The organism is Rhizobium sp. Pop5 (genome assembly GCF_024721175.1).
In the GTDB taxonomy this organism is placed as follows: domain Bacteria; phylum Pseudomonadota; class Alphaproteobacteria; order Rhizobiales; family Rhizobiaceae; genus Rhizobium.
Genome location: NZ_CP099399.1, coordinates 2,293,469 through 2,315,479, shown reverse-complemented (window position 1 = coordinate 2,315,479; position 22,011 = coordinate 2,293,469). Strand labels below are relative to the sequence as shown.

26 protein-coding genes are annotated in these 22,011 nt (G+C 60.5%); 17 read left to right on the top strand and 9 right to left on the bottom strand.

Going from position 1 to position 22,011, the window contains the following annotated elements; genetic code table 11:
* Positions 1-218: 218 nt before the first annotated feature.
* The 3 genes from NE852_RS13760 to NE852_RS13750 form a co-directional block, all read right to left on the bottom strand.
* Entirely contained in the window at positions 219-662 is a 444-nt protein-coding gene (locus tag NE852_RS13760; RefSeq protein ID WP_052034589.1) for a carboxymuconolactone decarboxylase family protein, read from the bottom strand.
* Positions 598-1,026: a MerR family transcriptional regulator gene (locus NE852_RS13755; protein WP_008533755.1), complete on the bottom strand. Its 429-nt coding sequence runs from the start codon at positions 1,024-1,026 to the stop codon at positions 598-600. Before NE852_RS13755 ends, NE852_RS13760 begins: the two co-directional genes overlap by 65 nt.
* Positions 1,027-1,173: 147 nt before the next feature.
* Entirely contained in the window at positions 1,174-1,806 is a 633-nt protein-coding gene (locus NE852_RS13750; protein ID WP_258155693.1) for a TetR/AcrR family transcriptional regulator, read from the bottom strand.
* 124 nt (positions 1,807-1,930) lie between these two features.
* Between NE852_RS13750 and NE852_RS13745 the strand changes: the two genes are divergently transcribed.
* The 3 genes from NE852_RS13745 to NE852_RS32745 all read left to right on the top strand — a co-directional run bounded on the left by NE852_RS13745 (position 1,931) and on the right by NE852_RS32745 (position 3,508).
* Positions 1,931-2,179 carry an alcohol dehydrogenase catalytic domain-containing protein gene (locus NE852_RS13745; RefSeq protein WP_205621989.1) on the top strand — a complete coding sequence of 83 codons (249 nt, stop codon included), beginning with the start codon at positions 1,931-1,933 and terminating at the stop codon, positions 2,177-2,179.
* Positions 2,176-2,922, top strand: a complete 747-nt coding sequence (locus NE852_RS13740; RefSeq protein ID WP_205621990.1) for a zinc-binding dehydrogenase — start codon at positions 2,176-2,178, stop codon at positions 2,920-2,922. Before NE852_RS13745 ends, NE852_RS13740 begins: the two co-directional genes overlap by 4 nt.
* Before the next feature lie 349 nt (positions 2,923-3,271).
* Positions 3,272-3,508 carry a hypothetical protein gene (locus NE852_RS32745; RefSeq protein ID WP_112547924.1) on the top strand — a complete coding sequence of 79 codons (237 nt, stop codon included), beginning with the start codon at positions 3,272-3,274 and terminating at the stop codon, positions 3,506-3,508.
* Positions 3,509-3,670: 162 nt separating this feature from the next.
* Here NE852_RS32745 and NE852_RS13735 read toward each other — a convergent pair whose 3' ends face one another.
* Positions 3,671-4,129 (bottom strand): DUF3237 domain-containing protein, encoded by a 459-nt coding sequence (locus NE852_RS13735; RefSeq protein ID WP_008533757.1) that lies wholly within the window; start codon positions 4,127-4,129, stop codon positions 3,671-3,673.
* 211 nt (positions 4,130-4,340) lie between these two features.
* Here NE852_RS13735 and NE852_RS13730 point away from each other — a divergent pair, with 211 nt between their 5' ends.
* Positions 4,341-5,222: a LysR family transcriptional regulator gene (locus NE852_RS13730; RefSeq protein ID WP_258155692.1), complete on the top strand. Its 882-nt coding sequence runs from the start codon at positions 4,341-4,343 to the stop codon at positions 5,220-5,222.
* Here NE852_RS13730 and NE852_RS13725 read toward each other — a convergent pair.
* Positions 5,194-5,592, bottom strand: coding sequence for a RidA family protein (locus NE852_RS13725; RefSeq protein ID WP_258155691.1), 399 nt, complete (start codon positions 5,590-5,592; stop codon positions 5,194-5,196). The genes NE852_RS13730 and NE852_RS13725 overlap by 29 nt on opposite strands.
* A 151-nt stretch (positions 5,593-5,743) precedes the next feature.
* Between NE852_RS13725 and NE852_RS13720 the strand changes: the two genes are divergently transcribed.
* A complete protein-coding gene (locus tag NE852_RS13720) occupies positions 5,744-6,340 on the top strand; it encodes a TetR/AcrR family transcriptional regulator (protein ID WP_008533761.1) in 597 nt (198 codons plus the stop codon).
* 243 nt (positions 6,341-6,583) lie between these two features.
* On the opposite strand, the gene NE852_RS13715 is transcribed toward NE852_RS13720, so the two are convergent.
* The 4 genes from NE852_RS13715 to NE852_RS13700 are packed head-to-tail and all read right to left on the bottom strand — an operon-like array spanning position 6,584 to position 9,754.
* Entirely contained in the window at positions 6,584-7,267 is a 684-nt protein-coding gene (locus NE852_RS13715; protein ID WP_008533762.1) for a transporter substrate-binding domain-containing protein, read from the bottom strand.
* Positions 7,254-8,045 carry a 4-hydroxy-2-oxoheptanedioate aldolase gene (gene hpaI, locus NE852_RS13710; protein ID WP_008533765.1) on the bottom strand — a complete coding sequence of 264 codons (792 nt, stop codon included), beginning with the start codon at positions 8,043-8,045 and terminating at the stop codon, positions 7,254-7,256. Before hpaI ends, NE852_RS13715 begins: the two co-directional genes overlap by 14 nt.
* A gap of 8 nt (positions 8,046-8,053) precedes the next feature.
* Positions 8,054-8,836 carry a 2-oxo-hept-4-ene-1,7-dioate hydratase gene (gene hpaH / locus NE852_RS13705; protein ID WP_008533766.1) on the bottom strand — a complete coding sequence of 261 codons (783 nt, stop codon included), beginning with the start codon at positions 8,834-8,836 and terminating at the stop codon, positions 8,054-8,056.
* Positions 8,837-8,860: 24 nt separating this feature from the next.
* A complete protein-coding gene (locus tag NE852_RS13700) occupies positions 8,861-9,754 on the bottom strand; it encodes an intradiol ring-cleavage dioxygenase (RefSeq protein ID WP_008533767.1) in 894 nt (297 codons plus the stop codon).
* 250 nt (positions 9,755-10,004) lie between these two features.
* On the opposite strand from NE852_RS13700, the gene NE852_RS13695 reads away from it, so the two are divergent.
* From NE852_RS13695 to NE852_RS13640, 12 genes are all read left to right on the top strand, one after another.
* On the top strand, positions 10,005-10,742 hold the full coding sequence (locus NE852_RS13695) for a GntR family transcriptional regulator (RefSeq protein ID WP_008533768.1): 738 nt from the start codon (positions 10,005-10,007) through the stop codon (positions 10,740-10,742).
* Entirely contained in the window at positions 10,742-11,563 is an 822-nt protein-coding gene (locus NE852_RS13690) for a sugar phosphate isomerase/epimerase (RefSeq protein WP_258155689.1), read from the top strand. The genes NE852_RS13695 and NE852_RS13690 overlap by 1 nt, the downstream gene beginning before the upstream one ends.
* A gap of 46 nt (positions 11,564-11,609) precedes the next feature.
* Entirely contained in the window at positions 11,610-12,278 is a 669-nt protein-coding gene (locus NE852_RS13685) for an amino acid ABC transporter permease (RefSeq protein ID WP_008533770.1), read from the top strand.
* A 9-nt stretch (positions 12,279-12,287) separates the two neighbouring features.
* Entirely contained in the window at positions 12,288-12,938 is a 651-nt protein-coding gene (locus tag NE852_RS13680; RefSeq protein WP_008533774.1) for an amino acid ABC transporter permease, read from the top strand.
* Between the two features lie 41 nt (positions 12,939-12,979).
* Positions 12,980-13,804 carry a transporter substrate-binding domain-containing protein gene (locus NE852_RS13675; RefSeq protein ID WP_008533775.1) on the top strand — a complete coding sequence of 275 codons (825 nt, stop codon included), beginning with the start codon at positions 12,980-12,982 and terminating at the stop codon, positions 13,802-13,804.
* Between the two features lie 7 nt (positions 13,805-13,811).
* Positions 13,812-14,585 (top strand): amino acid ABC transporter ATP-binding protein, encoded by a 774-nt coding sequence (locus NE852_RS13670; protein WP_308821660.1) that lies wholly within the window; start codon positions 13,812-13,814, stop codon positions 14,583-14,585.
* 18 nt (positions 14,586-14,603) lie between these two features.
* Positions 14,604-15,464 carry a shikimate dehydrogenase gene (locus NE852_RS13665; RefSeq protein ID WP_008533777.1) on the top strand — a complete coding sequence of 287 codons (861 nt, stop codon included), beginning with the start codon at positions 14,604-14,606 and terminating at the stop codon, positions 15,462-15,464.
* 14 nt (positions 15,465-15,478) lie between these two features.
* Positions 15,479-15,847, top strand: a complete 369-nt coding sequence (locus NE852_RS13660; RefSeq protein ID WP_008533778.1) for a 5-carboxymethyl-2-hydroxymuconate Delta-isomerase — start codon at positions 15,479-15,481, stop codon at positions 15,845-15,847.
* Positions 15,848-15,875: 28 nt separating this feature from the next.
* Positions 15,876-16,325 carry a type II 3-dehydroquinate dehydratase gene (gene aroQ, locus NE852_RS13655; RefSeq protein WP_008533779.1) on the top strand — a complete coding sequence of 150 codons (450 nt, stop codon included), beginning with the start codon at positions 15,876-15,878 and terminating at the stop codon, positions 16,323-16,325.
* A gap of 7 nt (positions 16,326-16,332) precedes the next feature.
* Positions 16,333-17,370, top strand: a complete 1,038-nt coding sequence (locus NE852_RS13650; protein ID WP_037174702.1) for a Gfo/Idh/MocA family protein — start codon at positions 16,333-16,335, stop codon at positions 17,368-17,370.
* 333 nt (positions 17,371-17,703) lie between these two features.
* Positions 17,704-20,484 carry an EAL domain-containing protein gene (locus NE852_RS13645; protein WP_258155686.1) on the top strand — a complete coding sequence of 927 codons (2,781 nt, stop codon included), beginning with the start codon at positions 17,704-17,706 and terminating at the stop codon, positions 20,482-20,484.
* 442 nt (positions 20,485-20,926) lie between these two features.
* Positions 20,927-21,904 carry a DMT family transporter gene (locus NE852_RS13640; RefSeq protein WP_008533787.1) on the top strand — a complete coding sequence of 326 codons (978 nt, stop codon included), beginning with the start codon at positions 20,927-20,929 and terminating at the stop codon, positions 21,902-21,904.
* Positions 21,905-22,011 lie beyond the last annotated feature (107 nt).

The following is a 22,011-nucleotide window of genomic DNA, read 5'->3' as shown; positions in this document are numbered from 1 at the left end:
CTTATGTTCGATCTGGAGCGGTGAGCTTTATGTAACGAAGGAATTCGCCATTGCCAAGCGGGAAATTACAACCTGACGGAAAGTGATGCGAAAACGTCACAATTGGGGGCTGGGGAAAGGGCGGTCGCCGAGATGCCGGCCCTGGATCGTCGCCTGGCGAAAGACATGATCCGCTTCAGGGCGCGCGGCGTCTCGGCAGTGGTGCCCGATGCTAGCGTTTACCTTGAAAACGGGTGTTCGATCGATTGCTCCTGCTCGCCAGGTGCGGGGAACCGGGCCGCAAAGACTTCCTTGGCTGCGAACAGGCCATTGAGTGCTGCTGGAAAACCGGCGTAAACGGCCATCTGTATCATGATCTCGGTAACTTCCTCCCTGGTCAGACCGACGTTCAGGCCCGCTTCTATATGAACCTTCAGTTGAGGAGTGGCGGTTCCCATCGCCGTCAGCGCCGCGATCGTGGCGATCTCGCGGGCGCGCAGATCGAGGCCCGGGCGGCTGTAGATGTCGCCAAATGGAAACTCGAACACGTAATTTGCGAAGTCGGGGGCGATGTCCGCCAGAGCGGCGATGACATTGTGGCCGGCAGCGCCGTCGATTTCAGCGAGCGCCCGCTTGCCGCGTTCCAGCCGGCTTTCGCCTGTCTTCGGGGATTGGTGCGTCATGGTCATTGTTCCTCTGTTCCGTGCCGGCATATCCGGCAATCTTGGCGTCGAGGACGAGAAGGCAGGCTTGCAGTTCGGCCACATGGGCACGGACACGTTCACGGTGCTGTTCAAGCAGCGCGCCGCGCTCCGCTTCCGTGCCGACGCCGCGCTCCCGTAGAGCTGCGTAGCGCAGCATTTCCCGAATAGGCATCCCGGTCGATTTGAGACGGTCGAGAAACTCTATCCAGGTCAGGATTGATGCGTCGTAATCACGTTGGCCCGATTGGTCTCTGTCGGCATGGGGCAGCAACCCGATCCGCTCATAATAGCGGATGGTGTAGGCTGACAGTCCCGAACGCTTTGCCAGTTCGCCAATCTTCATAAACGCCCTTCTTTCGTCACGACGCATGGGAAGCTACCGGTTAGAGCGCACTCTAAGTCAACCCACTAAAAGCGGATTGGCAAGAATTTGCGAAACCGGCAGTTGCCGACTTTTGCGACGGTCGCAAAGTCGGGCTGTGCCCGCGGCCTAATTCGGCTGCTGACCCTCGGGACCATCCGGTGCCAGCGTCTTCCAGGCGGCCATGGCGAGCGTGATGACCGTCTCGAGTTCGGCGCGGCTTGCGCCGTCGCGCGCCTGCACCGATAGGCCGTGCATCACCGTGGTATAGTAGCGGGCGATGGCCGTCAGGCTGTCGGTCGAGGCAGCGAGGTCGCCATCACGGACCCCTCTGACCAGCCGCTCCCTGATCTCCTCGAATTGCGCCCGGCGAACGTCGGCCAGGAATTCCCGTATCGGGTGGTTCTCCAGCGCGCCGGTCGGCGCTGCGAGGACCAGCATGCATCCACGCGGCGAACCGGGAATGGTGATGGTATCGGCCACGGCGCGCAACATGGCGTGGATCGCCGCGCAGGCCGTGGGCTGCTCGGCAAGTGCGAGCCTCGGGGGCTGCCCCTGGGTCGCGGCATTGAGGGCCACGGCTTGCCGGAACAGGGCTTCCTTGCTTCCGAAAGAGGCATAGATGCTGGCCGAAGCAATTCCCATGGCTTCGCTCAGGTCCTTCATCGAGGTTCCTTCGTAGCCGCGCTCCCAAAACAGGTCCATGGCGCTTCGCAAAGCGACGTCCCGGTCAAATGTCATCGGCCTGCCGCGCGTCGCCATCTCATCTCCGTTTTGTTTGTCGATCGACAAACTATAGCTTGACGAATGCCGGAGCGCCATGCATTTATTTATTTGTCGATCGACAAACAAATCTCGCTATCACCTTGAACAAGGACCGATCCCAATGAGCGTCCCCGCCTTCATGCGTGCCTTGCAGCAGACATCCTTCAACGGCCCGCAGGATCTGCGGATGATCACCGATGCGCCGGTGCCGGTTCCCGGTCGCGGCGAAATCCTCATCCGCGTCACTGCCGGCGGTATCAACATGGCCGACATCTCCCAGGCCTACGGCACGTTTCGCGGAGGCCCGCAGCCTCCCTATATTGCCGGCTTCGAGGGGGTGGGTGAGGTCGTGATTCCCAGCGAGGGGTGACGACGGCGGCGCCCGGCGCTCATGTCATCGGGGTCGGATATGGCGCCTTTGCCGACTACATGGTGCTTCCGGCGATGGCTGCAGTACCGGTCCCCAAGGGTTGGTCGGACGAGCAGGCGCTTGGCCTGGTCGTGAACCTGCCGACGGCAGTGGCGGCGATCAAGCTGCTGGGGCAGATCGAGAAGGGTCAGACCGCGCTGATCCATGCGGCGGCGGGTGCTACCGGCCAAGCCGCGGTCAGGATCGCCAAGCACTATGGCGCGACCGTGATTGCGACCGCCTCATCGGAAAAGCACGAGATCGTGCGATCCCTGGGTGCCGATCACGTCCTCGACTCCCGCACCGCCGATATCGCCGCCGAAGTGCTTGGTCTGACAGGCAACGCCGGCGCGGATCTGGTCATCGAGTCGGTCGGGGGTGAGACTTTTGAGGCCAGCCTGGCGTCAGCGCGGCGCGTCAGCGGCCGCGTCGTCGTGACAGGATTGCCCGCCGGCAAAGCATCGCTCACCAATTGGAACCTCGTCTATAAACATCAGGTCCACATTATCGGCTTCAACATGGGGGCGCTGATCCAGGCCGCGCCTGAGATCTTCGGTGCCGTCATGGGCGAGTTGTTCGCACTCATCGGCGCAGGCATATTGCCCCCCGTCCAGCCAACCGTCTACGAACTTGCCGACGGGCCGAAGGCGCTCGCGGCATTGGAGGACCGCTCCAGCATCGGCAAGCTGGCGTTGCGGCTCTGAACCGGAATTCGGTGGCAGATGCTCCACCCGAAGGGAGGTCGTGGCCGCTTTGGGGCCGGAACCGGTCGGTCCGCTCCCGGCGCTGATCGGCAGCCGCAGCCCAATCACGCTCCTGGCACCGCAGCACGGAACCGATTCTACGTGATGTTACGGGCCAAGAATTGGTTCGAATGTTATGATACGGCCGTTTGTGGGAGGGCCTGCCATGACCAGTTCTGACGCTCCGCATCATCAAAGCGTTCGTACGCACCTGGCTTGTTCAATGTCATTGATCATTCCACAGGCCTATCCGTGGAAGTGGGAGCAACCGTAGCACTTCTGGGAAGTATCGAGGACATAGGAGGACAATATGAAAAGAATTGCCGCCGCGTCACTTGCCTTTCTAACGATTGGATTTACGGCGCCGCCTATGGATACCGCAAATGCTGTCGTCTATTGTCAATATATCAGTTATCCGGCGGGCTGCGTCGTAAGACCCGGGGTGGTACTGAGGCCGCGCCCGGTTGCTCGTGCAGCGCGTGGGACAGTGACGCAAGGAACTGCTGTAAACAAAGGTGGTCCAGTTAACCGCGTCGGTCGTCGCTAGTTGTCGATTTCGACGCGAGGCGCGAGGACCAGCAACGCATAGCTCACTGCCCAAAAATGCTCAAACGGCTGGACGGCAGCCAGTCGATCGAGTTTCTCAACAATATCCGCCAAGAGCTGTCGTTTCACCATTCCGGCATGCGCCGGAATGGTGCGGCTGAACTCATAGAATTTCGAAGACGTCGTATTCGACACCGCCCGGATGCCGGCCGCCCTGCTGGACCGCGACGATCTGGTTGAGCCATGCGTGCTGTGGCGCCGCCGTTTCGAAATATGGGGTCGACCGGAGATAATATTCCGAGGGATCGACCGCTTCGCCCTTCGCGAGGCGCTCATCGACTGATGGGGAGGAGCGTCTGACGCCGCGATAGGTCATCAGGATCAGACCGCCGTCGTCAGCAACGAGCAGGAGGCGGACATCCTGCTGCACCGTGCCGTCGGCGCGTGCGAGCAGGAGATCGGAACCGATCAGCGGCGACACCTCTCCCTTCAGCCGCTCGCCCCGGAAATGGCCGCCGGACACGGGAAATATGCGGCGGCCGCCCGCCGGCGTCGGGCCGAGATCGAGGGCCGGATGAAGGGTGATGAAGAGTGTCATCAGGTGCCTGGATTGCAGGGGCATGGGAGATCGCCTATTGTTTGCATGAAGCCTTAAAGCGCGTCGCAATCTTTCAGATCCGCCTGCCGCGCTTGAGGTCTTCGGTTTTGCGTCTATCGTGATCGCAAAGCTGCTCTACAGTTTGCCCGACAAGCTCTAGCTGAAGGCGCCTTGTCCCCAAAACGCGCTTTGCTTGAGATCCTCACAAGCAAAACTCATCAAAAGAGAAGAGATCATGCGGCCGCCGTTGGAGTCTCTGCGAATTCTGGAAGCCTGCGTTTCCGCCTCCAGCTTTGCGCGCGCCGCCGAACGGTTGTGTGTGACGCCTGCGGCCGTCAGTCTGCGGATCCGCACGCTGGAGGCCGAGCTTGGCCAGCCCTTGTTCATGCGGGCGGGGCGGCGCGTCGTCCCGACGGCTGCGGCCGCTCAGCTGGCCGGTCGCATTCGCGCGGCATTGGATGGCATTGCCGGCGCGCTCGATGAGTTTCAGGCTGCGACGCCGCCGCTCAGATTGACGGCACCTCCGACGTTCGCCTCGCGCTGGCTGGCGCCTCGGCTGGCGCGCTATTCCTTGGCCGGGGGATTGCCGATCGAGGTCGACGTCTCCCCCGATCTTCGCGATCCCAGCGCCTTCGACGTCGCCATAAGGAGGGGCCTCGGCGGATGGGAAGGGCTTGAGGAATACCGGCTCGCGCCGGTTGACGTGACGCCCATGCTGGCGCCACGTCTGCTCGGAACGCGGAGGCTGGAGGCGCCCGGCGCGCTCGCCGATTTCGAGCTGTTGCCGCATCCGGATTGGCAGGAATGGTTCAGGGGCGCCGGATGCGAGCCGCCGCGCGATCTGCGCTTCGCAGCGGTCGAATACCCCACGCATGAGCTGGACGCCCATGCAGCGGTGGCGGGCGCAGGCGTGGCGCTGCTGTCGCCCTTGCTGTTTCGCCCGTTTGTGGAGATGGGGCTGCTGATCGCCCCTTTCCCCTATGTGCTGAGCGGGCCGGCCTGGCATTTTGCGTTGATGCGCGCCGATGACGCGCGGCTCGCGCCGCGCCAGTTCTGCGCCTGGCTTTGCGAGCAGGCCGGGCAGCCGATCACGCCGCTTGCGGAATACGGGCAATGACCTTGATCTCGAAGTCGAAGCCGGCGAGCCAGTTGACGCCGAGTGCCGTCCAGTTCGGGTAGGGCGGCTTGCTGAAAACCTCCTGCTTGACGGCGAGGATGGTTGCGAACTGGTTTTCCGGGTCGGTGTGGAAGCTTGTGATATCAACGATATCATCCAACGTGCAGCCTGCTGCCGCAAGCGTGGCTTTCAGGTTTTCGAAGGCAAGCCGCACCTGGCCTTCGAAATCGGGTTCGGGCGTGCCATCGAGGCGGCTGCCGACCTGTCCGGAGACGAACAGTAGATCGCCGGTTCTGATGGCGGCGGAATAGCCGTGCTTCTCGTAAAGGTCGTGCCTGCCGGTGGGGAAGATTGGCTGGGGCTTTGTCATTTCGATCTCTCTTCTGTTGGTGGCGATCAATGATGCTGGAAACGCTTCACAGATGGCGCCATATTTCATATACGAGGCGTATGGAAATATCTCGCATACGCCTCGTATGTCAAGTTGATATACGTCGCGTATGTGAAAAATCGAGGTTGCGATGGCGAAAAGTCGAAACGAGACGATGCAGGAAAACCGCGTCAAGCTGATCGCGGCGGCGCGCAAGGCCTTTGCGAAAAAGGGCTATACGGCCGCATCGATGGACGACCTGACGGCCGAAGCCGGCCTGACGCGCGGCGCGCTCTATCACAATTTCGGAGACAAGCGCGGGCTGTTGGCGGCGGTCGTCGATCAGATGGACACGGAAATGGCGGCGCGCGCTCAGGAAATCGGGGCGCGGGCGGCGGGTGATGATTGGCAGCGCCTCATGGCGGAGGGGGCGGCCTATATCGAGATGGCGCTTGATCCCGAGGTGCAACGCATCGTCCTGCTCGACGGACCCGCAGTCCTGGGCGATCCCTCGCAATGGCCAAGCCAGAACAGTTGCCTGCAGGTGACCAAAAGCGCCGTCGAGCGCCTCATCGCGCAAGGCATCCTCAAGCCTGTTGACGCGGAAGCGGCGGCTCGGTTGCTCAGCGGCGCCGCTCTTAATGCCGCCCTCTGGATCGCCGCGAGTGACAATCCGCAGGGCGTGTTGCCCAAGGCGGTGGAGGCTTTTCAGGCGCTTGCGACGGGTTTGCTTTTGAAGCCGGAGTGAGCGGTCGTGATGGTGATAGGAAAAGGCCTGCCGTATGGCCTGCTGCGAGGCAAACGCCCATGATCCAGGGCGCGGCCACCGCCAACCCTCCGGAACAAGAGTTGCGCGACAACGTACCTGAGGCTCAACGAAGCATGAACTGCGAGTGCGAACGCTTGAGGGGGAAGAGGATTCCATCACCATTGGGGACTTGACGTGTCGCGTCCCCTCGACCTGGCTTCCTCCCAAGTCCCGCCAACTACTTCAGTTGTTCGGCTTACCTGCACCGTAATGCTGCTGGATGAAGTCCGACAGAAAGGTTGAAGCGTGAACGCACCTCCGATGCACAGCGATCGCCTGAGGCACTTTCGAGAATGCCCGATCAACGACGTGGAAACCTGGGTTCTTTTCGCAAAAACGTGACAGGGACTCCGTCAAGCCCGCAGCCGCGTCGCACTCGGAGGATACAAGCATATCCAGGGCGGAGGCGGGATTTTCGGTATGGAGGACGATTGCATTTCTAACCAATCGCTCAAGCTGCTTTGTATACGCAGCGGTTCTGGCGGCGGCGATGCGCACTCCTTCGACATCGACATGCTCCAAGCTGCCTAACGGGCTACTGTCTGGCACCAGAAAGCTGGCGGACACCGTGGTGTAGGGGGGCGAGAAGGAGAACCTATCGGCACGTGATGGATCGGATGCAATGAACGCAACGTCCCACTCGTTACCTTCGGCAGCCGCAAGAATGTCCGCGGCCGATCCGTATTGAACCAGCGACAGGCCGCAGTCGAGTTCTGCTGCCAGTTCGACCGCTATCTGCGCGCTCGACCCTGTTAGCGTGCCTGTCACTGGATCGAGTTGGACAAGTGCGGCATTCGACATGTTGACCGCCGCCCTGATGACTCCCGTCGGTGCGATTTCAGCGAGGAGTTCGTCACGTTGCGGCATTGCGGTCCGCTCCTTGCGATGCAAACCGTGCCGCGAGTGCTTCCGATCCCCTCGCCAGCAGAGCGACGTCGACACCAACGGCAGTAAATAGCGTTCCCAGTGAGATGCACCGTGCCGCGAACTTCTCATCCGGGGTAAGAATGCCCGCAGGCTTGCCCAGCGCTTTCAGGCGTTCAATCGCGTCGACAATTGCATCGACCACCTCCGGGTGGTTCGGTTGGCCCCTGTGTCCGAAACTTGCTGCCAGGTCTGCCGGTCCTATGAATACGCCATCCACTCCCTCTACCGAGGCAATCGCCTCCAGGTTGCCAAGCGCTTCCCGCGTCTCGACTTGCAGCAACAGGCAAATTTCCCGTTCCGCATTTTGCGCATAGTGCGCAACTCGGCCGAAACGAGTGGCACGCGTCAGGGCAGAAACACCACGAATTCCATCAGGAGGATATCGCACGGCCGCGACTGCGGCTTTCGCCTCTTCCGCGTTCTGAACGTAGGGAATGAGCAGTGTCTGAACGCCGATATCCAGGAAACGTTTGATGAGGACGGGATCGTTGATGGCAGGGCGGACGACTGGGGAAACGTCGTAGGGTGCGACCGCTTGCAATTGCGGCAGTACGGTCAGAACGTCACCCGGGGAATGTTCCGTGTCGAACAGGAGCCAATCGAAACCTGAAGGCGCGACGATTTCCGCGGCGTAGTTTCCCGGCAAGCCACACCACAGGCCGATCTGACTTTGACCAGCAAGAAGCTTCTGCTTGAACCGATTGACAGGATGTTCCATCTGGCACCTCACACGAACGACACGCCGATGGAGCCAACAGGGCCATAGTCGGCCTGGATCACATCACCTTTCGCGATATCGACGGGACGCGTGAAGGAGCCGGCCAGGACTATTTGTCCCTTCTTCAGGCCACCGCCCACGGCATGAAGCTTGTTGACCAGCCACGCGATGCCGGCTGCCGGATGTCCCATGATCGCGGCCGACACGCCCGATTCCTCAATAATGCCGTTCTTGGAAAGAGTCGCTCCGACCCAACGGATATCGATGTCCATCGGGCGAATGATACGGCCGCCAACGACGAGGGCGCCGAAAGCTGCGTTGTCTGCAATGGTATCGGTGATCGCTCGAGGGACCTGGGTCCGGTAGTCGATAATCTCGAGCGCAGGCACAACGAACTCGGTCGCGCGCATGACGTCATAAATCCTGGTGCCGGGCCCGACGAGATCCTCACCCATTACAAAGGCCAGCTCGACCTCGAGGCGCGGCTTGATGAACAAGTCAGCCCTGATCTGCGCTCCGTCGTTGTAAACTGCGTCGTCAAGGATGCAGCCGTAGTCCGGCTCCGTCATCTTCGAAGCCATCTGCATTGCGCGGGACGTCAGGCCAATCTTGTGCCCGACGATCCGTGCGCCCTTGGCTACTCTCGCCTCAGCCCACAAAGCCTGAATTCGGTAGGCGTCCTCGAGTTCGAGGTTAGGGTAGGTCTTGCTGGGCTGCATGATCGGCTCGCGCTCGATTTCAGCATTGAGCAGCGCGTCTGCCACTGCCCGGCGTTCTTCTTCTGTGATCATATCGTTTGCTCTGGTGATCGCGATTTATTTGATCGGGGGGCGCGGCAAAAGCGCTTCGCCGGGCTCCATGACATAGGTGTAGTCGAGCGAGAACCACGGACCAGGAATATCCGCTTCGCTCGGATGGGGCTCCTCATGACGAACGAAGTCGCCGGTCAGCGCTGCCGTGACACCGAACTGAACATCGGAGTCGATGTTCGGGTCGCTAGGGTCGAAGACCTGGGAAATCAGCGTCTTGTATCCATGTTTGAAGATCAGTGCGTGCAGGTGCGCTGGTCGATACGGATGGCGTCCCTGCGCTTTGAGCAGGCGTCCGACCACACCATCGACCGGTATCGGATATCCGACCATCTTGACGGTCCTGAACCAGAACCGACCTTGCTCGTCGGTGATGAATTTGCCGCGCAAGTTCATCTCGGCCTGGTCCGGATCCTGGTTTTCATAGAGACCGACGGGAGATGCATGCCAGACATCCACTTCGGCGCCGGCAATTGGCTTGCCGTCGCGGTCAACGACCCTGGCATGCACGAACAAGGGAGTGCCCGGCGTTTCGGATCGAATGATCGATCCTCCATTTTCGACCCGCGGAGAGTTGAGGCGCCAGAATGGGCCCAGCAGCGACTGGGAGGTTTCGGTCTGTCCACTGTCACCATTGTTCAGCAGGCACACAAGTGAAGACACGCCAAGGGAACCGGCCATCAGCACAAACTCGTTGTGGTGATCGGTATGCAGCTTGCCGATCTCATTCAGCATGGCTGTCGCCTCCCGAAACTCGACCTCCGTCAGTCGTACCTCGCGCACGAAGGCATGAAGATGCCTGACCATCGCCACGAGGATTTCTCGCAGGCGAGGGTCTTCAGTGCGATTCATCACAGCGAGGACGGCTGGCGTCAGATCGCTTTCAGTTTTGATCACCATGTGGGTTACCTCCCGATTTTCACGACTATCCAAATAATCGATTATCTGTCAAGGCCGCCATGCGATCTCGCGACCCAGGGAAGCCAAGGGGAAAGGGATGTTGGCATTTATACCATTGAATTAATTATGCTTTATTTGCTTAAAGGGAATCCGGGTGTGGCTTTTCTCAAATTTCAACGGTCGTAAGTTGACATGAATAATCGTTTATTGTATCGATCATCGACAATTAATTTGGGGCCTTGGAGGAACAATGGTACCGGATGACGACGGCGCATTTGCTCCGACGACAGAAGATGCTCCATCGTCTTCTGGCTTTCTCGATGACGGCAAAAACACAATTGGGAGCCAGCTTGCATCCCGTCTTCGCGAGGCGATCATCTCCGGCGAACTTCAAGCCGGCAGCAAGATCAATCTCGACAAGGCGCGCAAGACGTTCAACGTAAGCCTCAGTCCGCTGCGTGAAGGATTGGCACGGCTGATATCGGACGGTCTGGTGGAGTTCGAGGACAATCGCGGCTACCGCGTTTCAGCAATTTCCTTGGCCAATCTGGAAGAGATCACCACCCTGCGCGAGGAGTTTGAAGTCTTTGCGCTTCGCGAGTCCATGCGGCTCGGCGATGTGGAATGGGAGGGCAACGTCATGCGCGCGCTGCATCGCCTTAACCGCACCGAGCGCGACGCGGCTCGGCCAGAGACGCTGGAGCGCTGGGAAGAACTCCACCGCGAATATCATCTGACACTCATCTCTGGCTGCGGGAAGCCGATCCTGCTCCATTTCTGCAGACTGCTTCTCAATCTCAACGACCGTTATCGCCGGGTGTTTCTGACCCGCACGTCGGGTGACCGCAACGTCAGCCAGGAACACAGTGAGATTGCTCAGGGAGCCGTCGCGCGGGATCTGGACTATGCGTGCGATATGTTGCGTCAGCATATCCACCGCACGGGAACCAACCTGCGTAGTCACCTCTCAACAAAGGGGATTTTGTAATGACGGTCGCGACGCCAGGACCGAGGCTTGAGCTGGGCGTGGCACATTTTTCATCCATCGCGCTGCCGCCCAATGAATTCGCCGTGACGGCTGCTCGGGCGGGTTTTACGTCGATAGGTCTGCGTCTGCATCCTGCCTTCCCCGGCGCCCCTTTCTACGAGTTGCCGGTGGGCAGTCACAGCGCCCAGGAATTCAAGACAATTGCCGATGGCGAAGGCGTCAAGGTGTTCGATATCGAGTTCTTCGTGATCGACGAAAGCTTCGTTGCGGCCTCCCATGAGGCGACCGTGGCAGCCGCTGCGAACATAGGCGCGCGCCGGCTGAGTGTTTGCGGCGATGATCGCGACGGCGGCCGTCTTGCCGCAAACCTTTCGGACTTTTGCGCCCTCGCGGCTCGATATGGCATGTCCGTCGACATCGAAAATATGGGCTGGCGGGCAGTCAGAACCTTTCGCGACAGCGTAGCGGTCGTGAATTCCTGTGGTGCAGAGAACGCCGGTGTCCTCGTTGACGGGATTCACTTCTTTCGAAACGGAGCCTCGATCGACGAGCTTCGCGTAAATGCAGGGAAGGTAAAACACGTCCAGCTTTGCGACGTCCGCGGGCCGGCTCCCGAAACATCGGACGCAATGATCGCCGAGGCGAGAAGCGGCAGGTTCGCTCCGGGAGAAGGCGAATTGCCGTTGAAGGACCTCTGCGTCGCAACCGAATACGGCGCTGCCATCTCGGTTGAAGTGCCACTCGTCGGGCCGATGGGCCCGGAGGCGCATCTAAAACATCTGCATGACTGCGTACTGGGAATTTTGAAACCGGATCATTGATCCGGCGCCGACGCGGTGCACGCCGGTCGGGAGGAGGAAGTCTTACATGCGTTATACGTTCGATTTCGGTGCGGTCCTGGACCGCGCCCCGGAATTGCTATGGGGTTCGCTTGGAACGCTTGGCCTCGCGTTGGCCGGGATGCTCCTCGCACTCGTCATTGGAATCCTGGGCGTTGTTGCGAGGAGTTCCAAGAGGAAGATCACGCGCACTCTTGTAATCGTCTTCGTCGAGGTTGTGCGTAATACGCCATTCCTGGTGCAGATCTTCTTTATTTATTTTGCCCTTCCTCTCACGGGCATCCGCCTCAATCCGACCGTTACGGCCATCATTGCCCTCGGCATCAATGGTGGGGCTTACGCAATCGAGATCATCCGAGGCGGGGTCGAAAGCGTGTCGCGCGGCCAGATCGAGGCAGGTTTCGCACTTGGTCTGCACAAGGCGGACGTCTTCCGGCTCATCGTGCTCAAGCCGGCACTGCGGGCGATTTATCCCTCGCTCACAAGCCAGTTCATCATGCTGACACTGACAACGTCCGTCTGCACGTCAATCGCCGCCTATGAACTGACCTCGGCCGCTCAGCGCATTGAGTCTGACACCTTCCGCAGCTTCGAGGTCTATTTCACGGTAACCGCTATCTACCTGGCTATATCGACCCTGATGATGGGCCTCTTTGCCCTCATTTCTCGCAATTACTTCAACTACCCGACGCGATAGGAGGCAGCCATGGGTCCCATCGGCGAAAATGAATTCTTCTTTTTGATGCAGGGTTTGAAGTGGACTGTTCTGCTCGCGATCGTGGGGTTCATCGGTGGCGGGATATTCGGAATCCTCATCGCGCTGCTGCGCACCTCGGGGACGAAGGTCGCCCGGAGGATCACCGCAGGCTATATCGGCCTCTTCCAGGGCACGCCCCTTCTGATGCAGCTCTTCGTTGTCTATTACGGCGTTGCGCTATTGGGCATCGAGGTCAATGCGTGGATCGCGGTGGCAATCGCCTTCACGCTCCATGCCAGTGCTTTCCTGGGCGAAATCTGGCGCGGCTCCATCGAGGCTGTTCCGAAGGGCCAGACGGAAGCCGCCAACGCCCTCGGACTGCATTATGTCTCGCGGATGAAAGACGTCATCCTGCCGCAGGCCCTGAAAATCTCGATGCCGGCCACGATCGGTTTCCTTGTCCAGCTCATCAAGGGCACGTCGCTGGCGGCAATCGTCGGCTTCATTGAGCTCACTCGCGCCGGGCAGATCATTTCAAACCAGACCTATCGTCCGCTGCTCGTCTTCGGAATCGTCGGGGCAATCTACTTCATCATTTGCTGGCCGCTCTCCCATGCCGGAAGCAGCCTCGAAAAACGGATGGCGAAAGCTGCCCGCTAGCCGCTTCGCTCGAAGCAAAACTCTCAAGGAGGAGGACAAACATGCATAACAATCGTAGGAATTTTCTCGGACTTGCACTGGCAACCGTTGCCTTCGCAACCGTTGGCGCTGCCGCCGCCTCTGCGGCAACTGTAGAGGAAATCAAGGCAAAGGGCACGCTCGTGGTCGGCATCCAGGGCGACAATGCGCCATGGGGGTTCGTCAACACAAGCGGCGTACAGGATGGCTTCGACGCTGACATCGCCAACCTTTTTGCCAAGGAATTGGGCGTGAAGGTTCAGTTCCAGCCGCTCGCCGTCGCCAACCGAATTCCGGCGCTCACGACCGGCAAAGTCGACATCCTGTTCGCAACGATGGCAATGACGGAAGAACGCGCGAAATCAATTCAATACAGCAAGCCCTACGCCGCTAACACGATTTCGCTTTATGCAGCGAAGTCCGACACCGTTGCGAAGCCTGAAGACGTTGCGGGATGGGAGATCGGTGTTCCAAAGTCCAGTTCGCAGGATAAGGCCGTCACGGACGCCGTCGGATCCACCGCAACGGTCCGCCGCTTCGATGACGACGCCGCAACCATCCAGGCTCTCATCTCCGGACAGGTAAAGGCGGTTGGCGGCAACCAGTTCTATGGTCAGCGTCTGGATGCGGCGAGTGCCGGCACCTATGAACGCAAGATTAACTTTCTGACGACCTACAACGGCGTCGGGACCCGTCTCGGCGAGAAGGACTGGAACGAAGCCGTCAACGCCTTCGTCGACAAGATCAAGGCCGATGGTGAGCTGGCTGCCATCACGAAGAAGTGGATGGCGATCGATCTGCCGAAGTTCCCGGAATCAATTCCGAACATCCCGTTCACCGTCAATTAAAGCCCAAATGGAGAGTTCCGTGCTCAATTCCGCAAACGATCAACCGACGCTGATTTCCCTTGAGGACGTGCAGAAGTGGTACGGCGCTTTCCATGCATTGAAATCCATCAGCCTGTCGGTCCGCAAAGGCGAAAAAATCGTCCTCTGCGGGCCGTCAGGGTCCGGGAAATCTACGCTCATTCGCTGCATCAATGCCCTTGAGACGATCGAGGAAGGCAAGGTCGTCGTCGAGGGTCAGGTACTGGACGGAAGCACCAAATCCATCGATGCGATACGTCGCGAAGTGGGAATGGTCTTCCAGAGCTTCAACCTCTTCCCCCATATGACCGTACTTCAGAACTGTACGCTCGCCCCGATGCGTGTTCGAGGCACAAGCCACACTGATGCCGTGCGACTGGCGCGAAAATATCTCGAGCGCGTTCGGATCCTCGACCAGGCGGACAAGTATCCCGCGCAGCTATCGGGCGGACAACAACAACGCGTTGCCATCGCTCGCGCGCTCTGCATGGAGCCGAAGGTCATGCTCTTCGACGAACCGACTTCTGCCCTCGATCCTGAAATGGTGAAGGAGGTGCTCGACACGATGATCAGTCTCGCCCGTGACGGCATGACGATGATCTGTGTCACACACGAAATGGGCTTTGCCCGTCAGGTCGCTGATCGCGTCATCTTCATGGCCTCCGGAGAAATCGTCGAAGAGGCCGAACCGGAGGTCTTCTTCAAGTCTCCCAAGAACCAACGCACGAAAACCTTCCTCGGCGAAATCCTTGCCCATCATTGACGTTCGAAGGCGATACCAATGCACGACAAGAAATTTCTTGTGGGACTGATCGGGGCCGACATCCAAATGTCAAAGTCCCCGGCGCTCCACGAAATGGAGGCTCGACACCAGGGCCTCGATTACCGCTACGAGCTTCTCGACTTCGCCGAGCGAGGCCTTCCCGCCTCGGCGTTGCCGGATCTCCTGGACGAGGAAGAGCGGCGCGGTTTTGCCGGGAGCAACATTACGCATCCGTGCAAGCAGACGGTGATCGCCCATCTCAATCGCCTTTCGGAGGATGCGGAGATGCTTGGTGCGGTCAACACCGTGGTCTTTCGTGACGGCGAGAGGATCGGCCACAACACCGATTGGTACGGTTTCTATGAGAATTTCCAGCGCGGCCTTACGAACGTCGCGAGGTCGCATGCCGTCCTGCTTGGCGCCGGCGGCGCCGGTGTCGCCGTGGCGCATGCCGCAATCAAGCTCGGTATTGAGCGACTGTCGATCTTCGACCAGGATTCGAAACGGGCAGAAACCTTGGCTCGGCAGTTGAACGATCGGTTCTCAAGGGAATGCGCGCGTGCCACGACGGATGTCGGCAGCGCGCTGCGCTCCGCGGACGGCCTTATCCACGCTACGCCGACGGGTATGAAGAGCCATCCAGGTTTGCCGATCGATCCGGAATGGCTTCTGCCAAGGCATTGGGTCGCCGACATCGTCTATATGCCACTCGTCACAGAGCTCCTTGCACTCGCCGAAAGAAGAGGCTGCCGGACCCTTCGTGGCGGCGGCATGACCGTCTACCAGGCAGCAGCAGCTTTCGAATTGTTCACCGGGATAGCACCGGACGCAGAGCGCATGTCCCGTCACTTTACGGATCTATGCCGCCTGTCGGCTTGATGGGGAGATCCCAAATGCCGCACATCATCATCGATTATAGCCGGGGCGCAGGCGAGCATGTAGCCATGGACCGACTGACGCTCACCGTGCATCGCTGCGTTCGCGATGGCGGCCTTGTGAAACCTTCCGCCGTGCGCACGTTTGCGCGGGAGGCGACATATTCCTGCGTGGGCGATGAGCATGTCGATCATCATTTCATCCAAATCATTGTGCGGATGGCACCGGGTCGTACCGCGGAGACCAAGCAGAAGCTTCTTGCTGCCGTTCTCGAGGCGGCGCGGACGATCGCCGCGCCTGCTCTCGAAGCGGGAAGGCTCGGCTTGCGCGCAGATCTCTATGAGTCGGACCCTGATTTTGCCGTTCAAGCAATCGCATTCGCCTGACCAGAACAGCGTGCTCAAGGAGGGCACTATGAGCCTTATCTACGTTCTCAATGGACCAAACCTCAATCTGCTTGGCAAACGCCAGCCGCATATCTACGGGCATGAAACGCTCGCAGACGTGGAGGCGGACTGCCGCAAGCTGGCAGCCGAGCTCGGCCATGAAATCCGCTTTCATCAGAGCAACCGGGAATACGAGATCATCGATTGGATTCACGAGGCGCGCGAAGACGGTGCGGGCATCGTCATCAATCCGGCAGCCTTCACCCATACCTCGCTCGCCATCCTCGACGCTCTGAACACGTTCGAAGGGCCGGTGATCGAGATCCACATCTCGAATGTGCACAAGCGCGAAAGCTTCCGGCACCATTCGTTCGTTTCGCACCGCGCGGACGGCGTGATCTGCGGCCTTGGAACAGAAGGATACCAGCTTGGCATCCGGCGCGCGGCGACGATGATCAATGCGGCGAGCAAGGGCTGAGGTGATTATGACCCAACCAGTTAAGTTGGCCGTGCTTGGCGCAGGTCTCATCGGCAAGCGCCATATTCAGCACGTCCTCGCCGAGCCCTCGGCGCAACTCAGTGCCGTGGTCGATCCTACGCCGGTTGGCGAGACCATTGCCAAGGAAGCCGGCGTGAAGTGGTTCACAAGCCTGGCGCAGATGATTGCCGCAGACCGACCTGACGGGATCATCGTGGCCACGCCCAACCAGGCTCACGTCCAGAACGGGTTGGAAGCCGTTGAAGCCGGCGTTGCCGCACTCATCGAGAAGCCTATCGCCGACGACATTATAGCCGGGGAAAAGCTGATCGCAGCGGCAGAGGCAAAAGGTGTTCCTCTTTTGACCGGCCATCACCGCCGACACAATCCGATGATGCGGAAGGCAAAGGAAATCATCGAAAGCGGGAAGCTAGGCCGCGTTCTTGTTGTCAATGCGATGTTCTGGTTGTTCAAGCCCGACGATTACTTCGACATCCCGTGGCGTCGCGAGCGCGGTGCGGGGCCGGTTTTCCTCAATCTCATCCACGATGTCGATAATCTGCGCTACCTTTTCGGCGATGTCGCCGCAGTTCAGGCACGCGAGTCCAACGCGGTGCGCGGCAACGCGGTTGAGGAAACGGCTGTCATCCTGATCGAGTTCAAGAATGGAGTTTTGGGAACTGCGACAGTCTCCGACGCGGTGGTCGCACCGTGGAGCTGGGAGATGACAACCGGAGAGAATCCGGCTTACCCCAAAACCGAGCAATCCTGTTACATGATCGGAGGAACGCACGGGTCGCTGGCTGTTCCGTCACTCGAGGTCTGGCGCAATCCCGGTAAACGGAGCTGGTGGGAACCGTTTGACCAAAAGCGTATCGAGGTCGACGACGAGGACCCGCTCGCTCTGCAGATCAGGCAATTCTGCAAGGTGATCCGCGGAGACGAACCGCCGCTTGTCAGCGGGCGTGAGGGGCTCGAAACCTTGAGGGTGATCGATGCGGTAAAACGCTCGGCGGCAACGGGAGAACGTATCGCGCTGAGCTGACGCCTGAGTCATGTGACCGCCTGCTCGCCCTTTGCGTCTCCTTGCATCCGATGCGATAAGACCGCCGGCTCAACACAGACGTCAGGCATCGCGCTTCTGGCGGAGGAAATCGTCGCGACGGCCGGCCAGGCGCCCTGACGCAGGCGCGCGAGCAACTGGAAATCCGTTCACCATATCAAGACACCTGGCGTAAACGCTAATCCGACAACAGCGTTCACAAGGCAGCCGCCAGGCCACGTTTTCCGAGTCATTCCAGATGGATGCCCGGCTCTTTTCAACCTTCCTTAAGCGCCCGCCGCATAGCGTGGCCGCGCAAATCGAGGGTCCTATTCCATGTTCACCGTTCTGACGTGCGTTACCCAGCAGCACAATCTCGCGCTGGTCGGTCTCGCGGGTTTGATCTGCTTCCTCGCGAGCCATTGCGCGATGGTTCTGCTGCATCGGGCGACATCGTCCGAGGGCGCGGCCCGCTGGGTATGGATCGCGACGGCAGGTGCGGCCGGCGGCTTCGGCATCTGGGCCACGCATTTCGTCGCCATGCTGGCATACGACCCCGGCGTCGTCGTGGGCTATCGTGCCGGCTTGACGCTGGTTTCGCTGCTGGTCGCGATCGTCGCGACATCGGCCGCCGTCGCAGCCAAGATGGCCTATACCGGGCGGGTGGCGAATATCCTGGCGGGCGTGCTCTTCGGCGCCGGCATCGGCTCGATGCATTTTACCGGAATGCTCGCGATCGAATTCCCGGGAGAGATCGCCTGGGACAGCACCTTCGTCGCGGCATCTATCCTTCTCGGCATCGCCTTTTCGGTCGTCGCCTTTGGATTTGCGGGCAGGGACGACCGGTCGATTCTGGGTCGGTTCGCGCCGACGCTTCTGCTGACATCAGGTGTCGTCGCCCTGCATTTCACCGCGATGGCGGGCGTGACCGTTACGCCGGGCGCGGTGGCGCTCGATCCCGCGACGATGCTTTCGCCCGAAGTCATGGTGGCGACCATCGCTGCCGTCACCTTTTCGCTGCTGGCGGCGGGTTTTGCGGCGGCGATCTTCGCCGTGCACTCGGAGGTCAGGACCGCCAGGGCGGAGCGCAACTTCAAGTTCCTCGTGCAAGGCGTCACGGACTACGCCATCTACATGCTCGACCCCGATGGCAAGGTCAGCAACTGGAATGCCGGAGCCGAGCGCGTCAAGCGCTATACCGCTGATGAGGTCGTCGGCAGAGATTTCTCGCTGTTCTATTCGGAGGAAGACCGCCGGAAAGGCGTGCCGCGGCGGGCGCTCGAAACTGCGCGCACCGAAGGCAAATTCGAAGCCCAGGGGTGGCGCTATCGCAAGGACGGCTCCTCCTTCTGGGCCCATGTCGTCATCGATGCGATCCACGATGAAACAGGCGAGCTGATCGGCTTTGCCAAGATCACCAAGGACAACAGCAAGCAGAAGGCCGATGCCGACCGGATCGAGGAGATCACCCGCAATCTCGATGTGGCGCTCGAGAATATGGGGCAGGGCATCTGCATGTTCGATGGCGAAGAGCGCCTGGTGCTCTGCAACAAGCGCTATCTCGATATCTTCCGCTTCCCCGAAGGCTCGGTGCGGCCGGGAATGCCTTATCGCGAGATCGTCGAAATCGGCTATGCCGCCAATGCCGAAGACGCCGCGGAGGCGGCAGCCCTGGCCGAGGCCCATTATGCCCGGAACATGGCGCTGATCAGGGGCGGGGCCGGCAGCGCCGTTCACACCTATCCGAGCGGCGTCTCCATCCAGCAGAAAGTCAACATCCTGCCGAACGGCGGCTGGGTCGTCACCTTCGAGGACATTACCGACCGGCTGAAATCCGAAGAGCAGGTCGCCTTCCTCGCCAAGCATGATGGGCTGACGGGCCTGCCGAACCGGCTGCAGTTCGGCGAGCGCGTTTCGGAAGAACTGATGGTCGCCGAGCGGGTGAGGGGCCATGTCGCGGTGATCGGCATCGACCTCGACAAGTTCAAGGAGGTCAACGACCAGCACGGCCACGCCACCGGCGACACGGTGCTCGTCGAGCTTACCCGGCGTCTCGGCGAGGCGCGGCAGGAGGGCGAGTTCATCGCCCGCTTCGGCGGCGACGAATTCGCGGCGACCAAGCGCTTCGACGATTTGAGCGCGCTCCACGATTTCATCGCCCGCCTGGAAGCCGCGCTCGGCGGCGTCGTCTCCGTCGACGGCTTCGAGATCAAGACCGGCGCCAGCCTCGGAGTTGCGATCTATCCCGGCGACGCCGAGAGCGTCGACGGGCTTCTTGCCAATGCCGACCTTGCCATGTACCGCGCCAAGCAATCGCTGCTGCAGAAGGTCTGCTTCTACGAGGCCGCCATGGACGAGACCGCGCGCCACCGCCGCGCGCTCGCCAACGATCTCTGGGCCTCGATCGACCGCAACGAGCTTCACCTGCATTATCAGGTGCAGAAATCCGTGCGGACGGGGGAGATCACCGGCTTCGAGGTTCTGCTGCGCTGGCGCCATCACGAGCGCGGCAATATCCCGCCGATGGATTTCATCGGCCTTGCCGAGGAATGCGGCGCGATCCTGCCGATCGGCGAATGGGTGCTGCGAGAAGCCTGCCGGGAGGCCGCGAGCTGGAGCAACGGCCACAAGATCGCCGTCAACCTGTCGCCCGTCCAGCTCGGCCATGCCGACATGGCGGCCGTGATATCAGCCATTCTTTCCGAAACCGGCCTCGATCCGCGCCGCCTCGAAATCGAGATCACCGAAAGCTCCATCATTGTCGACAAGGACAAGGCGCTGCGCACTATGCGGGAGATGAAGTCGCTCGGCGTGTCGATCGCCATCGACGATTTCGGCACCGGCTACTCCTCGCTGGAAACGCTGCGCTCCTTCCCCTTCGACAAGATCAAGCTCGACAAGAGCTTCATGGCCGAGGTCGAAAGCAACGCCCAGTCCAAGGCGATCATCAGGGCCATCCTGGCCCTTGGCCGCAGCCTTGATGTGCCGGTGCTGGCGGAAGGCGTGGAGACGCAGGCGCAGTTGGATACGCTGTTCGAAGAGCAGTGCGACGAGGCGCAGGGTTATCTGCTGGGCAGGCCGCAGGCGATGCGCGAGGCGGTGGAGAAGGCGGCTTGAGCGCTCTTTGACGGTGGCGCTTGCGGTCGGATCCCGATCGCCAGGGACAATTTGGGCACCGGTTCTGGATTTGACGCACACCTGTCCGGTTCGGATCCGCTAAAAACCCCTCCCCACAAGGGGGAGGGGCTTCGATGTTGCGATCGCCTCGCCCAATTCACTGTGTTATCCGCAGTGAGGTGGGCTTTGTCACAGTTGGTGGCCGCGCGTTAGTCCCCTCCTTGTGAGGAGGGGTTGGGGAGGGGAAACCCTTGGCGCGACCCTCGCTTCACCATCCGATGCATCAACTCCGAGAGGGTGGTTCTCATTTTCGCGGGATACCGGGCAAGGCTCCCGGTCGGTACATTTCTCCATCCGATCAGGGGTTCGCTTGAAACCGAGCGAAGCCTGCGGTGTCACGGAGATCAGAGGCTCAGTGACGCAACGTCAACGGGGTGCCGTGATGGACAAACTCTTCTATGTCGGCGTGTCGGCCGCTCTCTTTGCAGCCTTTGCCTTTTCGCTCAATTTCGTCGTGCCCTTCATCATCGGCGACTATTCCACCTTCGATTTTGCCCTCGTCCGTCATGTCGTCTCGGCGCTCGTCGGACTTTACATCCTGTTCTCGGGCAAGGGCATCATGCGGCATCTGACGCTTCGCAATTGTCTGGACGCCATCCGGCTCGCCTTCGTCGGATATGTCGGCTACTTCCTGACGGTGACGGGCGCGGCCGTTTTTGCCGGCCCGGTCATCGCTCCGGCCTTCCTCGGCCTGGTGCCGATCGTCTTGATGGTTGTCGGCAATCAGCGTCAGGGCTCCTTGCCATGGCGATCGCTGGTGATGCCACTGGCTCTTGTCGTGGCCGGCCTCGCTCTCGTCAATGGCACAGCCTTCACGGCTGAAGGATTGAATTCCGTGCGATCGCTGTGGGTTGGCGTGCCGCTGGCGCTTGCCGCCGTCGGGCTTTGGGTCTGGTTCGCGCTCGCCAATCAGGCTGCACTCGCCGCCCGGCCGGAAATGCCCTCCGGCGTCTGGTCGGCGCTGATATTGGTCGGCGGCGGCGTCCTGATGCTGGCCTTCTATCCTCTCGGCGCTGCGATGGACCTCTTCCGGCTTCCGACACTGGGATTCGGCTGGAGTGCAGCCGGCGGCCTCTATGTCTGGGGCACCTCTCTGGCGCTGCTGGCAACCGTGGGCGGCGTCTGGGCCTGGAACGTTGCGTCACGGAGCCTGCCGGTTGCGCTTGCCGCGCAATTGATCGTGTCGGAAACGGCCTTCGGTGTCGTCGGCGGGCTCATCGTCCATGCGCGCTGGCCGAGCCCGATCGAAATCGCCGGCGTCCTTGTCCTGATCGCCGGCGTCGTTCTGTCCGTGCGGATTTTCCATCAACGGCAATTTACGGCGCGCAAGATTTTGGCTGCGCAGGAGTCAGCGGCCTGACTGCGCGGCATTCCTTTACAAGAGACGGATGTTTGTTTCCCAGTGCCTTTCCCTCACGAAAAGCTTTTTCATGGAGCCGGGGGAACAGCGAATGCGGCGTCGTTCAA

Excerpts from the sequence above, each read along its gene's own strand:
- NE852_RS13760 (WP_052034589.1), bottom strand. The coding sequence starts at position 662 with ATGACGCACCAATCCCCGAAGACAGGCGAAAGCCGGCTGGAACGCGGC.
- NE852_RS13755 (WP_008533755.1), bottom strand. The coding sequence starts at position 1,026 with ATGAAGATTGGCGAACTGGCAAAGCGTTCGGGACTGTCAGCCTACACC.
- NE852_RS13750 (WP_258155693.1), bottom strand. The coding sequence starts at position 1,806 with ATGGCGACGCGCGGCAGGCCGATGACATTTGACCGGGACGTCGCTTTG.
- NE852_RS13745 (WP_205621989.1), top strand. The coding sequence starts at position 1,931 with ATGAGCGTCCCCGCCTTCATGCGTGCCTTGCAGCAGACATCCTTCAAC.
- NE852_RS32745 (WP_112547924.1), top strand. The coding sequence starts at position 3,272 with ATGAAAAGAATTGCCGCCGCGTCACTTGCCTTTCTAACGATTGGATTT.
- NE852_RS13735 (WP_008533757.1), bottom strand. The coding sequence starts at position 4,129 with ATGCCCCTGCAATCCAGGCACCTGATGACACTCTTCATCACCCTTCAT.
- NE852_RS13730 (WP_258155692.1), top strand. The coding sequence starts at position 4,341 with ATGCGGCCGCCGTTGGAGTCTCTGCGAATTCTGGAAGCCTGCGTTTCC.
- NE852_RS13725 (WP_258155691.1), bottom strand. The coding sequence starts at position 5,592 with ATGACAAAGCCCCAGCCAATCTTCCCCACCGGCAGGCACGACCTTTAC.
- NE852_RS13720 (WP_008533761.1), top strand. The coding sequence starts at position 5,744 with ATGGCGAAAAGTCGAAACGAGACGATGCAGGAAAACCGCGTCAAGCTG.
- NE852_RS13715 (WP_008533762.1), bottom strand. The coding sequence starts at position 7,267 with ATGCCGCAACGTGACGAACTCCTCGCTGAAATCGCACCGACGGGAGTC.
- hpaI (WP_008533765.1), bottom strand. The coding sequence starts at position 8,045 with ATGGAACATCCTGTCAATCGGTTCAAGCAGAAGCTTCTTGCTGGTCAA.
- hpaH (WP_008533766.1), bottom strand. The coding sequence starts at position 8,836 with ATGATCACAGAAGAAGAACGCCGGGCAGTGGCAGACGCGCTGCTCAAT.
- NE852_RS13700 (WP_008533767.1), bottom strand. The coding sequence starts at position 9,754 with ATGGTGATCAAAACTGAAAGCGATCTGACGCCAGCCGTCCTCGCTGTG.
- NE852_RS13695 (WP_008533768.1), top strand. The coding sequence starts at position 10,005 with ATGGTACCGGATGACGACGGCGCATTTGCTCCGACGACAGAAGATGCT.
- NE852_RS13690 (WP_258155689.1), top strand. The coding sequence starts at position 10,742 with ATGACGGTCGCGACGCCAGGACCGAGGCTTGAGCTGGGCGTGGCACAT.
- NE852_RS13685 (WP_008533770.1), top strand. The coding sequence starts at position 11,610 with ATGCGTTATACGTTCGATTTCGGTGCGGTCCTGGACCGCGCCCCGGAA.
- NE852_RS13680 (WP_008533774.1), top strand. The coding sequence starts at position 12,288 with ATGGGTCCCATCGGCGAAAATGAATTCTTCTTTTTGATGCAGGGTTTG.
- NE852_RS13675 (WP_008533775.1), top strand. The coding sequence starts at position 12,980 with ATGCATAACAATCGTAGGAATTTTCTCGGACTTGCACTGGCAACCGTT.
- NE852_RS13670 (WP_308821660.1), top strand. The coding sequence starts at position 13,812 with ATGGAGAGTTCCGTGCTCAATTCCGCAAACGATCAACCGACGCTGATT.
- NE852_RS13665 (WP_008533777.1), top strand. The coding sequence starts at position 14,604 with ATGCACGACAAGAAATTTCTTGTGGGACTGATCGGGGCCGACATCCAA.
- NE852_RS13660 (WP_008533778.1), top strand. The coding sequence starts at position 15,479 with ATGCCGCACATCATCATCGATTATAGCCGGGGCGCAGGCGAGCATGTA.
- aroQ (WP_008533779.1), top strand. The coding sequence starts at position 15,876 with ATGAGCCTTATCTACGTTCTCAATGGACCAAACCTCAATCTGCTTGGC.
- NE852_RS13650 (WP_037174702.1), top strand. The coding sequence starts at position 16,333 with ATGACCCAACCAGTTAAGTTGGCCGTGCTTGGCGCAGGTCTCATCGGC.
- NE852_RS13645 (WP_258155686.1), top strand. The coding sequence starts at position 17,704 with ATGTTCACCGTTCTGACGTGCGTTACCCAGCAGCACAATCTCGCGCTG.
- NE852_RS13640 (WP_008533787.1), top strand. The coding sequence starts at position 20,927 with ATGGACAAACTCTTCTATGTCGGCGTGTCGGCCGCTCTCTTTGCAGCC.